The organism is Nocardioides palaemonis (genome assembly GCF_018275325.1).
Taxonomy (GTDB): Bacteria; Actinomycetota; Actinomycetes; order Propionibacteriales; family Nocardioidaceae; genus Nocardioides; species Nocardioides palaemonis.
In genome coordinates, this window is sequence record NZ_JAGVQR010000003.1 from 256,776 (window position 1) to 271,343 (window position 14,568).

At 73.0% G+C, this 14,568-nt stretch carries 13 protein-coding genes and 1 tRNA gene; 3 read left to right on the forward strand and 11 right to left on the reverse strand.

Features of this window, described 5'->3' with window-relative positions; genetic code table 11:
* Position 1: 1 nt before the first annotated feature.
* The 9 genes from prmC to argS all read right to left on the reverse strand — a co-directional run bounded on the left by prmC (position 2) and on the right by argS (position 10,619).
* On the reverse strand, positions 2 to 838 hold the full coding sequence (prmC, locus tag KDN32_RS13555; RefSeq protein WP_211732781.1) for a peptide chain release factor N(5)-glutamine methyltransferase: 837 nt from the start codon (positions 836 to 838) through the stop codon (positions 2 to 4).
* 11 nt (positions 839 to 849) lie between these two features.
* Positions 850 to 1,923: a peptide chain release factor 1 gene (prfA, locus tag KDN32_RS13560; protein WP_211732782.1), complete on the reverse strand. Its 1,074-nt coding sequence runs from the start codon at positions 1,921 to 1,923 to the stop codon at positions 850 to 852.
* Positions 1,924 to 2,010: 87 nt separating this feature from the next.
* The gene (gene rpmE / locus KDN32_RS13565; protein ID WP_211732783.1) at positions 2,011 to 2,250 is read right to left on the reverse strand and encodes a 50S ribosomal protein L31; all 240 of its coding nucleotides are present in this window, start codon (positions 2,248 to 2,250) and stop codon (positions 2,011 to 2,013) included.
* 130 nt (positions 2,251 to 2,380) lie between these two features.
* Positions 2,381 to 4,132 carry a transcription termination factor Rho gene (gene rho, locus KDN32_RS13570; RefSeq protein WP_211732784.1) on the reverse strand — a complete coding sequence of 584 codons (1,752 nt, stop codon included), beginning with the start codon at positions 4,130 to 4,132 and terminating at the stop codon, positions 2,381 to 2,383.
* A 138-nt stretch (positions 4,133 to 4,270) separates the two neighbouring features.
* Positions 4,271 to 5,167: a homoserine kinase gene (gene thrB / locus KDN32_RS13575; protein WP_211732785.1), complete on the reverse strand. Its 897-nt coding sequence runs from the start codon at positions 5,165 to 5,167 to the stop codon at positions 4,271 to 4,273.
* Between the two features lie 2 nt (positions 5,168 to 5,169).
* Positions 5,170 to 6,237: a threonine synthase gene (gene thrC, locus KDN32_RS13580; RefSeq protein ID WP_211732786.1), complete on the reverse strand. Its 1,068-nt coding sequence runs from the start codon at positions 6,235 to 6,237 to the stop codon at positions 5,170 to 5,172.
* On the reverse strand, positions 6,234 to 7,532 hold the full coding sequence (locus KDN32_RS13585) for a homoserine dehydrogenase (protein ID WP_211732787.1): 1,299 nt from the start codon (positions 7,530 to 7,532) through the stop codon (positions 6,234 to 6,236). The genes thrC and KDN32_RS13585 overlap by 4 nt, the downstream gene beginning before the upstream one ends.
* Positions 7,532 to 8,956, reverse strand: coding sequence for a diaminopimelate decarboxylase (lysA, locus tag KDN32_RS13590; RefSeq protein WP_211732788.1), 1,425 nt, complete (start codon positions 8,954 to 8,956; stop codon positions 7,532 to 7,534). The genes KDN32_RS13585 and lysA overlap by 1 nt, the downstream gene beginning before the upstream one ends.
* Positions 8,957 to 8,963: 7 nt before the next feature.
* Complete coding sequence (gene argS, locus KDN32_RS13595; protein ID WP_211732789.1) at positions 8,964 to 10,619, reverse strand: arginine--tRNA ligase; 1,656 nt, start codon at positions 10,617 to 10,619, stop codon at positions 8,964 to 8,966.
* A 61-nt stretch (positions 10,620 to 10,680) separates the two neighbouring features.
* Here argS and KDN32_RS13600 point away from each other — a divergent pair, with 61 nt between their 5' ends.
* The 3 genes from KDN32_RS13600 to KDN32_RS13610 all read left to right on the forward strand — a co-directional run bounded on the left by KDN32_RS13600 (position 10,681) and on the right by KDN32_RS13610 (position 12,824).
* Positions 10,681 to 11,178, forward strand: a complete 498-nt coding sequence (locus KDN32_RS13600; RefSeq protein WP_211732790.1) for a thioesterase family protein — start codon at positions 10,681 to 10,683, stop codon at positions 11,176 to 11,178.
* A gap of 85 nt (positions 11,179 to 11,263) precedes the next feature.
* A tRNA-Arg gene (locus KDN32_RS13605) sits at positions 11,264 to 11,336 on the forward strand.
* Positions 11,337 to 11,429: 93 nt separating this feature from the next.
* Complete coding sequence (locus KDN32_RS13610; protein WP_211732791.1) at positions 11,430 to 12,824, forward strand: choice-of-anchor P family protein; 1,395 nt, start codon at positions 11,430 to 11,432, stop codon at positions 12,822 to 12,824.
* Positions 12,825 to 12,888: 64 nt separating this feature from the next.
* On the opposite strand, the gene KDN32_RS13615 is transcribed toward KDN32_RS13610, so the two are convergent.
* Together KDN32_RS13615 and KDN32_RS13620 are read right to left on the reverse strand one after the other, a co-directional pair.
* Positions 12,889 to 13,794, reverse strand: a complete 906-nt coding sequence (locus KDN32_RS13615; protein ID WP_211732792.1) for an LCP family protein — start codon at positions 13,792 to 13,794, stop codon at positions 12,889 to 12,891.
* Positions 13,791 to 14,393, reverse strand: a complete 603-nt coding sequence (locus KDN32_RS13620) for a hypothetical protein (protein ID WP_211732793.1) — start codon at positions 14,391 to 14,393, stop codon at positions 13,791 to 13,793. Before KDN32_RS13620 ends, KDN32_RS13615 begins: the two co-directional genes overlap by 4 nt.
* Positions 14,394 to 14,568 lie beyond the last annotated feature (175 nt).

The following is a 14,568-nucleotide window of genomic DNA, read 5'->3' on the forward strand; positions in this document are numbered from 1 at the left end:
CTCATCGTGCCAGTCGCGCGGTCAGGTAACGAGCCCGACCCGCGAGGTCGCGGTGGTCGGCCACCTCCGCCCAGCGCCCGGTCGCCGCGAAGACGGCCGGCGCGGACTCCCCCTGGACGTCGGCGTGCTCGGCGCCGACCACTCCCCCGGCCCGCAGGAGCACGGCGGCGCGGCGCTCCAGCACCCGGATCGCGTCGAGGCCGTCCTGGCCCGAGAACAGGGCGAGGTGCGGGTCGTGGTCGCGTGCCTCGGCCGCGACCGACTCCCAGGCCTCGAGCGGGATGTAGGGCGGGTTGCACACGACCACGTCGACCGAGCCGGCAAGGTCCTCGCACGCGGTCGCGAGGTCGCCGTGGCGCAGGTCGACGCCGGTGCCGGCGAGGTTGCGCTCGGCCCAGGCCAGCGCGCCCTCGTCGAGCTCGACGGCGTGCACCTCGGCGCCTGGCACCTCGTCGGCGACCGACTTCGCGATCGCGCCCGACCCCGTGCAGAGGTCGACCACGACCGCGGGCCGGTCGAGCGCGAGCGCCGCGTCGACCGCCCAGCCGGCGAGGAGCTCGGTCTCCGGACGCGGGACGAAGACCCCCGGACCCACCGCCAGCTCGACGTGCCGGAAGGCCGCCGAGCCGGTCAGGTGCTGGAGCGGCTCACGGGCCGCGCGGCGCGCGAGCAGCACGTCGTACGCCTCTCGCTGGGCGGCGTCGAGGCCGTCGACCAGCGGCAGCCGGCCGAGCGGGACGTCGAGGACGTGGGCCAGGAGCAGGTCGGCGTCACGCTCGGGCGAGGCGACCCCGGCCACGCGCAGCCGCTCGGCCGCGCTGCGGCGCAGGTCCCTCACGACACGAGCCCTCACGACTCGAGCGCGGCCAGGCGGGCGGCCATGTCGGTCTCGACGCAGGAGTCGAGCACCGGCTGGAGGTCGCCGTCGAGCACCTGGTCGAGGTTGTAGGACTTGTAGCCGGTGCGGTGGTCGGAGATCCGGTTCTCCGGGAAGTTGTAGGTCCGGATCCGCTCGGAGCGGTCGACCGTGCGGACCTGCGAGCGCCGGGCATCGCTGGCCTCCGCGTCGGCGGCGTCCTGGGCGGCCTGGAGCAGGCGCGATCGCAGGATCCGCATCGCGGATTCCTTGTTCTGCAGCTGGCTCTTCTCGTTCTGGCAGCTCGCGACGATGCCGGTGGGCAGGTGGGTGATCCGCACCGCCGAGTCGGTCGTGTTGACGCTCTGGCCGCCGGGACCGCTGGAGCGGTAGACGTCGATGCGCAGGTCGTTGTCGTCGATCGTGACGTCGATCGGCTCGGCCTCGGGCGACACCAGCACCCCCGCCGCCGACGTGTGCACCCGTCCCTGCGACTCGGTCACCGGCACCCGCTGCACGCGGTGCACGCCGCCCTCGAACTTGAGCAGGGCGTACGGCGCCTGGCCGGGCTCGACCGTGCCGCGCGCCTTCACCGCGGCCGTGACCGACTTGTAGCCGCCGAGGTCGGACTCGGTGGCGTCGAGGACCTCCACCGCCCAGCCGCGGGCCTCGGCGTAGCGGGAGTACATCCGCAGCAGGTCGCCGGCGAACAGCGCCGACTCCTCGCCGCCCTCCCCCGACTTGATCTCGAGCAGGGCGTCCTTGCCGTCGGCGGGGTCGCGCGGCACCAGCAGCCGGCGCAGCCGCTCGGCCGCGGCCTCGCGCCGGGCGGCGAGCTCCTCGGCCTCCTGCGCGAAGGCCGGGTCGTCGGTGCCCAGCTCGCGGGCGGCCTCGACGTCGTCACCGAGCTGGAGCCAGTTCTGCCAGGTCGTGACGACGGCGGTCAGCTCGGCGTAGCGCTGGTTGAGCTGCTTGGCCAGGCGCTGGTCGGCGTGGGTCTCCGGGAGCGCCAGGCGCTGCTCGAGCTCCGCGTGCTCCTCGCGCATGCCCTCGACGGCCTCGAACATGGTGCTCCTGCTTCCTGTGTGACGGCCCCGGCAGACGACAAGGCGCCGGCCACCCGCGGTGAGCGGGCGACCGGCGCCTGACGTGGGCTACTTGCTCTCAGCCGTCTCGGGCTTGGCAGCAGCCTTCTTGCCGTAGCGGGACTCGAACCGGGCGACGCGACCGCCGGTGTCGAGGATCTTCTGCTTGCCGGTGTAGAACGGGTGGCACTGCGAGCAGACGTCGGCGTGGATCGAGCCGGAGGTCGCGGTGCTGCGGGTCGTGAATGACGCGCCGCACGTGCAGGTCACGGCCGTCTCGACGTACTCGGGGTGGGTGTCCTTCTTCATGGCTTCCTCTCGATGTGCTCCGGGTCGCCCGCGTGGATGCGTAGTGACGTGAACCGGAGCCGGCGCACAAGTGTGCCACCGGTCTGAACAGCGGCGCCAATCCGGGCATTCCCCGGATGGCGAGGGGTGATCAGCGCGCCCCGATGACCTTCGCGACGGCCTGCGGGGTCTCCGCGGCGGCGAGCTGCTTGCGCAGGTCGCCGACGACCGCACCCTCGGCCGGGGCGAGCAGCCGGTCCTCGTGGCGCGTCCCCGACGCGGCGACGTCGACCGCCGGGACGATGCCCCTGGCCGCCTTCTCCGCGCTGAGCACCAGCTCGAGGTTCTCGGTGCCGGCGAGCTCCTCGAGGAAGAACTCGTCGGTCGCCGATCCGCTGCCGACCGCGACGGTGGCGAGGATCGTCAGCGACCCGCCGTCCTCCACCTTGCGCGCCGCTCCGAAGAACTCCTTGACCGGGTGCACGGCCGACGCGTCGACGAGGCCGCCGAGGACCCGACCGTTGGCCGGGGCGGCGAGGTTGTAGGCGCGACCGAGCCGGGTCAACGAGTCGATCAGGACGACCACGTCGTGGCCGAGCTCGACCAGGCGCTTGGCGCGCTCGATGGCGAGCTCGGCGACCAGGGTGTGGTCGGCCGGCTGCCGGTCGAAGGTCGAGGCGACGACCTCGCCCTTGACCGCGCGCTGGAAGTCGGTGACCTCCTCGGGCCGCGCGTCGACCAGCACCACCATCACGTGGCACTCGGGGTTGTTGGTCGTGACCGACTGGGCCACCGACTGCAGCAGCGACGTCGCGCCGGTGCGCGGCGGGGTCAGCACCAGACCGCGCTGGCCCTTGCCGACCGGCGCCGCGATGTCGACGACCTTGCCGACGAGGTCCGCGTCGGTGGCCAGCCGCAGCCGCTGGTAGGGGTGCACGGGCGTGGCGGCGCCGAACTCGGGGCGCTCCTTGGCGCCCTCGGCCTCGGTCCCGTTGACGCTGTCGATGCGCACCATCGGGTTGAACTTCTCGCGCCGCTCGCCCTCGCGGGGCTGGCGCACCTGCCCGACGACCGCGTCACCGCGACGCAGGTGGTACTTGCGGACCATCGAGAGGGACAGGTAGACGTCCTCGGTGCCGGGGAGGTAGCCGGAGGTGCGCACGAACGCGCAGTTCTCCAGCACGTCGAGGATGCCCGCGGCCGGGACCAGGACGTCGTCCTCGAGGATCGTGGTGTCGGGCTCGTTGCGCCCGCCGGTACGCGCCGTGGTGCGGTCGCGGCCGCGGCGACGGCGGTTGCGGCGGCTGCCGCCCTCGCCGTCCTCGTCGTCGTCGGACTGCTGGTTGGCCTGCTGCTGCTGGTTCTGCTGAGCCTGCTTCTGCTCCTGCTGCTGGCGGTCCTGCTGCTGGCGGTCCTGCTGCTGGCGGTCCTGCTTGGGCTTCTGGTCCTGCTGCTGGCGCTCCTGCTTGCCCTGCTTCTGGTCCTGCTTGGCCTTGCGGTCCTTCTGCTCGGGCTTCTGCTCGGGCTTGTCCTCGGACTCCCGCTCGGACGACTGCTCCGGCGCCTGCTCCGGCGCCCGGTCAGCCTCGCCCGCCTGCTCGGCCTGGCGCTGGCGGCGGGTTCGGGTGCGGACGGTGGTGCGGGTGACGGGCTCCGCGGCCTGCTCGTCCTCCTGCTTCGTGGCCTCCTGCTTCGGACCGGACTGGGCGGCCTTGATCGCCTCGACGAGCTGGGCCTTCTTCATCGAGCCGGCGCCGGCCACGCCGAGGCCGGCGGCCATCGACTTGAGGTCGGCGAGCAGCATCGAGCTCAGCCCGCCGGACTTGCGGGCGGCCTTCGGGGCCGGGCCGTCGGGAGTGGTCGCGTCAACGTTCTCCGCCGGAGCAGAGGGAGTCTCGGTCACGTGGGTCCTTCGCACGTCGCGTCGCCTGCGGGTCACCGACGAGCGGTCCGCGGGGCGGGTGGTGGGCGCCCGTCCACGCGGTCACGGACCGGGACGGGCAGGTGCGCCGAACGGCGCGCCGTCAGGTTAGCAGGCGGCTCAGGCGAGCAGGGCGCCTTCGGGGTCGACACCCAGCACGTGGCACGACCAGCCCTCCGGACACCGCCCGGCCAGCGCGGCCGAGTCGGTGGTGCCGAACGCGAGGACCGTCGGCCCCGCCCCCGACACGATCGCCGGCACCCGGTCGGCGCGCAGCGCGCGCACCAGGGCCAGGCTGTCCGGCATGGCCGGCTCGCGCTGGTCCTGGTGGAGCCAGTCGCGGGTGGCGGCGTAGAGGTGCTCGGGCTGGCCGGTGAGCGCCGCGACCAGCAGCGCGGCCCGGCCCGCGTTGGCCGCGGCGTCGGCGTGCGGCACCACGTCCGGCAGCAGCCCCCGCGCCACGGTGGTCTCCACCCCGGTCGGCGGGACGAAGACGACCGCCGCGATGCGGGGGTCGACGCCGGCGCGCACGGCGTACCAGCGCTCGTCCTCGCGACCGGAGATCACGAAGCCGCCGTAGAAGGCGGGGGCGACGTTGTCGGGGTGCCCCTCGAGGTCGGCGGCGAGCTCGAACAGCGTGTCGTCGGAGGCGAGCAGCTGGCCGCCGGCGACCAGCGCACGGGCCAGGACCACGCCGGCCACGATGGCCGCCGAGGAAGACCCGAGCCCGCGGGCGTGCGGGATCCGGTTGCGGCACGACAGCCGCAGGCCGGGAGGCTGCTCCCCCATCAGCGCGAAGGCGGCCCGCATCGAGCGCACCACCAGGTGGGACTCGTCGCGCGGCACCCCCTCGGCGCCGCTCCCCTCGACCTCGACGACGAGGCCCTCGGGCAGCACCTCCGCCTCGAGCTCGTCGCGCAGCGACAGCGCCAGGCCGAGGGAGTCGAACCCCGGCCCGAGGTTGGCCGAGGTGGCCGGCACGGTGACCCGCACCGGACCGTCGACGAAGGTGGCCATCCTCAGGCGAGCCCGACCGCGGCGGCCGCCGCCTCGACGTCGGCGTCGACGACCGTGTCGACGACGTCACCGAACGACTCGAGCGCCGTGGCGGTGTCCTTGAGGCCGTGGCCGGTCACGGTGATGGCCACGGTCGCCCCGGCGTAGCTCTCCCCCGCCGCGAGCTCGGCGAGCAGTCCGGCGATGCCCGCCGCAGAGGCGGGCTCGACGAACACCCCGTCGTGGCGGGCCAGCTCGACCTGCGCGGCGAGGATCTGGGCGTCGCTCACGGCCGCGAACCGGCCGCCGGACTCCTGCGCGGCGGCCTCGGCGAGCTTCCAGGACGCGGGGTTGCCGATGCGGATGGCCGTGGCCTTCGTCTCGGGGTCCGGGAACGGCTCACCGGTGACCAGGGGCGAGGCGCCCTCGGCCTGGAAGCCACGCATCACCGGGCGCCTGCTGGTCCGGCCGAGGTCGGCGTACTGCTCGTAGCCCATCCAGTACGCCGAGATGTTGCCGGCGTTGCCGACGGGGAGCAGGTGGTAGTCCGGTGCGTCGCCGAGGAAGTCGCAGATCTCGAAGGCGGCGGTCTTCTGGCCCTGGAGGCGCACCGGGTTGACCGAGTTGACCAGCGCGACCGGATAGCTCCAGGCCAGCCCCTTGGCCATCTGGAGGCAGTGGTCGAAGTTGCCGCGGACCATGATGATCTGGGCCCCGTGCACGACCGCCTGCGCCATCTTGCCGGCGGCGATCTTGCCCTCCGGCACCAGCACGAGCGGCTTGAGCCCGGCCTTCGCGGCGTAGGCCGCCATCGACGCCGAGGTGTTGCCGGTGGAGGCGCACACGACGGCCTGCGCGCCCTCGTGCTTCGCGACCGAGATCGCGGTGGTCATCCCGCGGTCCTTGAAGGACCCCGTCGGGTTGTCGCCCTCGACCTTGAGCCAGACCTCGCCGCCGGTGAGCGAGGACAGCCAGCCGGAGTGGACCAGCGGCGTCCCGCCCTCGCGGAGCGTCACCGCCTCCAGCCCCTCGGGGAGCAGGTCGATGAGGTCGCGGTACTCCTCGATCAGGCCCCGCCACTGGTGGGTCATTCGTCCCCACCCTCCACGCGCATGACGGACGTGACCTCGCGGACGATGTCCATCTCGCGCAGCTGCTGGACCGTCGCGGCGAGGGCAGCGTCGGGGGCGGCGTGGGAGACGACGACGAGCTGGGCGTCGGCGCCGCGACCCTCCTGCCGGACGGTCTGGATCGACACATCGTGGTCGGCGAACGCGTTGGCGACCGCGGCCAGGACGCCCGCGCGGTCGTCGACGTCGATCGCGACGTGGTAGCGGGTGCGGGTCTCCCCCATCGGCTGCACCGCCCGGTCGGCGTAGGCCGACTCGCCCGCACCGCGGGTGCCGGCGAGGCGGTTGCGGGCGACCGTCACCAGGTCGCCCAGCACCGCGCTGGCGGTGGGGGCGCCGCCGGCGCCGGGGCCGTAGAACATCAGCTGGCCCGCGGCCTCGGACTCGACGAAGACGGCGTTGTAGGCCTCGCGGACGCTGGCGAGCGGGTGCGAGCGCGGGATCATCGCCGGGTGCACGCGGGCGGCGACCTGGTCGCCGCGCAGCTCGCAGATGGCGAGCAGCTTGACGACCGAGCCCATGTCGCGGGCGCTCGCCACGTCGGCGGCGGTGACCTCGGAGATGCCCTCGCGGTGCACGTCGGAGGCGGTGACGCGGGAGTGGAACGCCAGGCTGGCGAGGATCGCGGCCTTGGCCGCGGCGTCGAAGCCTTCCACGTCGGCGGTCGGGTCGGCCTCGGCGTAGCCGAGGTCCTGGGCCTCCTGCAGGGCCTCCGAGAACCCGGCGCCCGAGGTGTCCATCTTGTCGAGGATGAAGTTCGTGGTGCCGTTGACGATGCCCAGCACCCGCGTCACCTTGTCGCCGGCCAGCGACTCGCGCAGCGGGCGCAGGATCGGGATCGCGCCGGCGACCGCGGCCTCGTAGTAGAGGTCGCGTCCCGCCTTCGCGGCGGCCTCGAAGAGCGTCGGACCGTCCTCGGCGAGCAGCGCCTTGTTGGCGGTGACGACGCTCGCGCCGTTCTCCAGCGCCGAGAGGATCAGCCCGCGCGCAGGCTCGATGCCGCCGATCACCTCGACGACGAGGTCGACGTCGTCGCGGGCGACCAGCCCGGCGGCGTCGGTCGTCAGCAGGCCCTCGGGGACCTCGACCTCGCGAGGGGCGTCGAGGCGTCGGACCGCGACGCCCACCAGCTCGACCGGCGCACCGACGCGCGCGGCGAGGTCGTCGTGCTGCTCGGCGAGCAGCCGCACCACCTGGGAGCCGACCGCACCGCAGCCCAGCACGGCCACGCGCAGCCGCTCGTCACCCTCAGTCATCAGAGAACACCCACATCGGTCGCCAACAGGTCGGCCTCAGTCTCTCGTCGCAGGACGGTGAAAGTCTTCCCGTCCCGAACTCCGATCACCGGAGGACGCAGGGCGTGGTTGTAGTTGGACGCCATGGATCTGCAGTAGGCCCCCGTGCCGGGCACCGCGACCAGGTCGCCGGGGCGCACGTCGCCGGGCAGGAACTCGTCCTTGACGACGATGTCCCCGGCCTCGCAGTGCTTGCCGACCACGCGGGCCAGCGTCGCCCCGGCCTCCGACCCGCGCGAGGCCAGGGTCGCGGAGTAGTCGGCGTCGTAGAGCGCGGTGCGGATGTTGTCGCTCATCCCGCCGTCGACCGAGACGTAGGAGCGCCGGGCTCCGCCGTCGAGGGCGACCTCCTTGACGGTGCCGACCTCGTAGACGGTGCACATCGAGGGCCCGACGATCGCGCGGCCGGGCTCGATGGACAGCCGCGGCACCGCGATGCCCAGCGCGCGGCACTCGTGCTCGACGATCGCGGTCATGCCGGCCGCCAGCGCGTCGGGCGACGACGGGTCGTCCTGGGTGGTGTAGGCGATGCCGAACCCGCCGCCGAGGTCCATCTCCGGCATCTCGACGCCGAGCTCGCGGCCCACCTCCGCGTGCAGCGCCAGCACCCGGCGGGCGGCGACCTCGAAGCCGGAGGTGTCGAAGATCTGGCTGCCGATGTGGGAGTGCAGGCCGAGCAGCCGCAGCCCGGGGGCGGCGTGGACCCGGCGCACGGCCTCGAGCGCGTCGCCGCTGGCGATGGAGAACCCGAACTTCTGGTCCTCGTGGGCGGTGGCGATGTACTCGTGGGTGTGCGCCTCGACGCCGGCGGTGACGCGCACCATGACGCCGATGCCCTCGGTGGTCGAGGTGCGAGCGCCAGCGAGCCTCGAGACCACCTCGGCGAGCCGGTCCACCTCGTCGAACGAGTCGACGATCACCCGCCCGACGCCGAGCTCGACGGCCCGCTCGAGCTCGCCCAGCGTCTTGTTGTTGCCGTGGAAGCCGACCCGGTCCATCGGGAAGCCGGCCCGCTCGGCGACGGTGAGCTCGCCGCCGGAGCACACGTCGAGGCTCAGGCCGTCCTCGGCGAGCCAGCGCGCCACCGTGGTGCAGAGGAAGGCCTTGCCGGCGTAGAACACGTCGTAGCCGTCGAAGGCGTCACGGAACGCCGTCGCCCGGGCGCGGAAGTCGGCCTCGTCGAGGACGTACGCCGGGGAGCCGTGCTCGCGGACCAGGTCGGGCAGCGCCACGCCGCCGACGGCCAGCACGCCGTCGGTCTTGGTGGCCGTGCGCGACCACAGGTGCGGCACGAGGGCGTTGGGGTCGTCGGGCTCGCGCAGCCAGTGCGGGCCGCGCAGCGCGCCGTCGGCGTGCGCCCAGCCGGAGGGGTGGGCGGTCGGCACGAGCCCCTCACATCCTCTCGGGCGCCGAGACGCCGAGGAGGGACAGCCCGTTGGCGAGCACCACGCGGGTCGCGTCGACCAGGACGAGGCGCGCCCGGTGGAGGTCCGAGGTCTCCTCGTCGCCGCGCGGCAGCACCCGGCAGCTGTCGTAGAAGCGGTGGTAGGTCCCGGCCAGCTCCTCGAGGTAGCGCGCGACCCGGTGCGGCTCGCGCAGCTCCGCCGCCGCCTTGATCACCCGCGGGAACTCGGCGAGGGCGCGCAGCAGCTCGCCCTCCTTCTCGTGGCTGAGCAGCTCGGGGTGCGACTGCGCCTCGACGCCGAGGTCGGCGGCGTTGCGCATCAGGCTCGACACCCGCGCGTGGGCGTACTGCACGGTGAAGACCGGGTTGTCGTTGGTCGCCCGCGACCACAGGTCGAGGTCGATGTCGATCGGGCTGTCGCTGTGGTAGCGGGCCAGCGCGTAGCGGGCGGCGTCGACGCCGATCGCGTCGACGAGGTCGTCGATGCTGACGATCGTGCCGTTGCGCTTCGACATCCGCATCGGCTCGCCGTCGCGGAGCAGGTTGACCATCTGCCCGATGAGGATCTCGAGGTTCTTGCCCGGCTCGTCGCCGAAGGCGCTGCACATCGCGTTCATCCGGCCGACGTAGCCGTGGTGGTCGGCGCCGAGCATGATGAAGCAGCGGTCGAAGCCGCGCTCGCGCTTGTCGAGGTAGTAGCCGAGGTCGCCGGAGATGTAGGCCGGGGTGCCGTTGGACCGGATGATCACCCGGTCCTTGTCGTCGCCGTACTTCTCGGTGCGCAGCCACAGCGCGCCGTCGGCCTCGTAGGTGTTGCCCATCTCGGTGAGCCGCGCGATGGCGCGCTCGACGGCGCCGCTGTCGTGCAGCGACTTCTCGTGGAAGTAGACGTCGAAGTCGACCCCGAAGTCGTGCAGCGACTTCTTGATCTCGTCGAACATCATGTCGACGCCGACCTCGCGGAAGACCTCCTGCGCAGCCGCGTCGTCGAGGTCCTTGACGTCCGGGCGCTTCTCGATCACCGCCGCGGCGATGTCGTGGATGTACTGACCGCCGTAGCCGTCCTCAGGCGCGGGCTCGCCCTTCGCGCTGGCGAGCAGCGAGGAGCTGAACCGGTCGATCTGGGCGCCGTGGTCGTTGAAGTAGTACTCGCGGGTGACCTCCGCGCCGGTCTTGGTGAAGATCCGGCCCAGCGCGTCGCCGACCGCGGCCCAGCGCACGCCGCCGAGGTGCAGCGGACCCGTGGGGTTGGCCGAGACGAACTCGAGGTTGATCTTCTCGCCGGCGAACGCGTCCGAGGAGCCGTACGCCTCGCCCGCCGCCACCACGTCGGTCGCGACCTGGCCCTGGGCGCCCGCCTCGACCGTCACGTTGAGGAAGCCCGGACCCGCGACCTCGACCTCGGCGACGCCGTCGGAGGCGCGCAGCCGCTCGGCCACCAGGTCGGCGAAGGCGCGGGGGTTGGTCCCAGCCTTCTTGGCGAGCTGGAGGGCCACGTTGGTGGCGTAGTCGCCGTGCCCCTTCTGCCGGGGTCGCTCCACCGTGACCTGGGAGGGCACGCCGTCGGGCAGCGTGACCGCACCGTCGGCCACGAGGGCCGTCAGGACGTCGACGATGGTCTCGGAGAGCTGATCGGGGTTCACCCGCCAAGCCTATCGGCGGCCGGACCGGCGGACCGAACCGGTTTCACCTAGGGTTCGGCCTGTGACGACGCACCCCACCTACGACCAGCTCATCGACCTGCCGGCCTACGTCGAGCAGCCCGTGCCGATGCCCTTCGAGGACATCAACGGCCACCTCAACGTCCGCCACTACATCGGCATCGCCAGCGAGGGCCTCGACGAGTCGCTGGTCGAGGTCGGCATCCCGACGATGTGGCCGCTGACCGACGGGCAGGCCTGCTTCACCGCCGAGCACCACGTCACCTACCTCAACGAGCTGCGCACCGGCGACGCGATGTCGGCCCGCGTGCGGCTCCTCGGGCGCTCGGAGCGGGCCGCGCACGTGCTGGTCTACCTGCTCAGCGAGACCCACCAGCAGGTGGCGTGCGTCGTCGAGGAGGTCTTCCTGCACATCGACCTGTCGACGCGCCGCACCGCCCCGTGGCCGGCCGACATCGCGGCGAAGATGGACGCCCGCATCGCCGAGCACGCCGCGCTCCCCTTCCCCGCCGACACCTCCGGCTCGCTCGCGCTGCGCTGACCTGCCGGGCCGATCTGCCGAGGCGGTTTCACGACGTCGTCGGGGGACGGGTAGTGTTCGGCGCGCACCGGCCCGGCCGGTGCTGGCCTCCGTAGCTCAGGGGATAGAGCACTGGTTTCCGGTACCAGGTGCCGCAGGTTCGAATCCTGCCGGAGGCGCTCTCGACGGCGGCACCCAGGCGGGTGCCGCCGTCCGGCATTTCGCCCTGACGTCCGGGCGTGACCCCGCAGGGCGTCCGTCGTTGACGGGTCATGCGCGACCACACCCGCCGCCGCCTCGCGGCCACCGTCAGCGCCGGCCTCGCCGCCGGCCTCGTCCTCGCCGCCGGACCGGTGGCCCCGACACGGGCCGACGACGGCGCGAAGCGCCTGACCGACTTCGGCTACCGCGGCGACGTCTACGGCGTGAAGCTGGTGACCGACAGCGTGGAGGCGCTCGACCTCAAGGACGCGCACGCCCAGCAGCTCTGCACCCGCGCGGTCGGGCAGACCGTCGAGAAGCAGTCCGCGGTCTCGGTGCCCGACAACCCGCTGATCCACGTCTCGGCGAGCACCAGCCGCACCGAGACCTACGCGGAGGGCAGCACCCACGGCGTCCGCGGCACCAACACCATCGGCGACGTCACCGTCGGTGGGACCGTCGGCCCGCTCACCACGCCGAAGCTGGTGATCAAGGGGCTCCAGACCACGGCCGACGCCTTCAACACGCCGCAGGGCTACGGGCACGCCGAGGGGTTCACCTTCGCCAGCATCACCCTCGAGCTGCTCCCGGAGACCGTGGTGGGCACCCTGCCGCCCGAGCTCCAGGAGCTGCTCGAGCCCCTGGACCAGGTCTCCGGCACCGTCTTCACCGGCACCCAGCAGGCCGCCCAGCAGGTCTTCGAGGTGCTGAGCGACGTCACCGGGCCGATCGAGATCCCCGGTCTCGGCAGCATCTCCCTCGGCTACGAGAACGGGCGCGCCACCGCCCACGCCGCTCAGTCGCAGGCCTCCGCGCTGCGCATCGAGGTCACCGCGGGCGAGCGCCGCCAGCTCGTCGAGCTCGGGACGGCCCGGGTGCGGATGGGCGGCCCGGCCCCGGTCGGCGTGTTCCGGTCCGGTGGCACCGCGATGGACTACCAGGTCCTCGACGGCGCGCTCAGCTTCGGCAACGTCGAGCACAAGGCCCTGGCGTGCCAGGGCTCGCGCGGCCGGACCCAGACCTTCACGGTCCCCCACGCCAGCCAGCTGCTGCCCGTGCCGATCCTGCTCGACGACGTGGTCTACCAGGTCAAGGGCGACCAGGACCGGAGGAAGCAGGTCGCCAAGGGATGGTCCCGGACCTCGATCGGCACGGTCTCGATCCCCTCGGCCCAGCTCGTCATCGGCGACGTGTCGTCGCGGGCGGCGATGCGGCAGAAGGCCGGCAAGCGGGTGGCGTCGAAGGTGCGCACCGCCGTCGGCTCGATCACGATCGCCGGGCAGGCCGTCGAGGTGCCCCCGCCGGGCGGGGTCGTCGAGCTGCCGAACGGGGCGGGCGTGATCCAGCGCCAGCTGGTCGACAACGGCTACCGCGGGTCTCAGGTGATCGGCCTGCGGATCACGTTGTTCTCCGAGGCCGTGGTCATCGACCTGGCCCGCACGGCGGGCCGGATCTACCCGCGCTGAGTGGGTACGCTTCGCAGCAGCGGCGTCGGGCCGGCCATGGGGTTCGACCCGACGCCGCGTCCGCTCAGCAGTGCCGCAGCGTCGCGTCCGCGCGGGCCTCACGGCCCAGGCGACGGGCCTGCGCCACGTCAGGGAACACCACGCTGGCCGCACCGACGTAGCCGACCCGGCCCTGCACCACGCAGGTCGTGATCCTGCGCGGGTCCACCTGCGCGACGGCCTGGGCCAGCTCGTAGAGCTCCTGCGGGGAGGCGTCGGTGTCCATGTGGGCCATCACCGTCATCACGCCCCGCTCGATGAAGCCGGGCCGGTCGGCCTGGGACCGGATCCGCGCGTGGATGCCGCGCAGCGTGCGCTGCTGGTTGGCCGAGCGGTCGAAGTCGCCACCGGCGAGGCCCTTGCGGATGCGCGAGAACGCCATCGCGTTGTAGCCGTTGAGGTGGATCCGCCCGCGCGCGAAGCCCTCCTTCTTGAGGTAGGGGTCGGAGAAGCGGCGCGGGTTGGTGACGGTGATGCCGCCGATGTCGTCGACCATGTCCTCGAAGAACGGGAAACGGGTGACCATGACGTAGTCGGGCTCGATGCCGACCAGGTTGCGCATCGCGCCCGCCATGCCCCGGGGGCCGGCGAAGTAGAGCGCGGCGTTGATCTTCTCCCGGCCGTGGCCGGGGATGGCGACCCACGAGTCGCGCGGCACGCCGATGGCGGTGGCCGCGCCGGTGCGGGTGTTGATCCCGACCAGCTGCAGCGCGTCGCCGCGCGAGCGGGTCATGTCCTCACCGGGCCGGGCGTCCGAGCCGACCGCGAGGATCCAGACGACGTCCGGTCCGCCGACCGCGACGCCCTGTGCGTGCCGGACCCGGGTCAGCGACACCTCGGTCGACTGCACCGCGGACTGCGGCACCACGAGCGCGGTCACCCCGAGCACGGCGGCGAGCGCCGCCGACCGCACGAGCTTCGCGAACCTCATCGCTTCGCCCCCTTCGAGACGTCGTAGCCGAACACCTTCCACTCCCCCGACCGGCGGGTGAGGAAGAGGCGGCCGCGCACCGTCGTGGTGCCGGCCTTGTCCCCCGTGGTCTCGAAGCGCAGCACGACGTGGGCCGTGACCGAGCGCGCCTGACCGCCGGTGGCGAGCACGTCGACGACGACCGAGCGGTGCTTCGCGGTCACCGAGTCGATCGACGGGCCCTGGGTCTCGTTGGTGAGCAGGGCCTTGTCCGCGCGGGCCCGTGCCTCGGCCCCGCGGGTGAACCCGGGGAACGCCGCCGGAAAGCTGCTGCGCGGGTAGGTGCCACCGAGGTAGGCCGCCTCCCACCAGCCGTCCACGACCGCACCGACCTCGGACCGTACGGCCTTGCGCCGGCGGTCCGGCAGGCGTCCGAACACCCGGTGGATCCGGGTCTTCGTCTCGACGCCGTGCGAGGCCAGCTCGACGCCCGCGTCACCTCGGGACAGCCGCTCGGGTGACGCGGTCGGGTCGACGGACGACTGGCAGCCGGCGACCGAGGCGGCGAGGAGCGCCACGGAGGCGACGGCGGCGAGGCGGTGGATCCACGGTCGTGGCATGACGACTCCAGCGGTGGTGACAGGCGGTGCGAGGCAGGGGCGGGAGGGGATACCGATCGGTAGCGACCCGTGTGGGCGACACCATGCCTCAAAGGGCCTCCCCGCCCCTGCATTTGCGTGCGTGTGGGACTAGCCTTGACGACGACTTTGGTCCAACCCTCGCGCGAAGAGATCT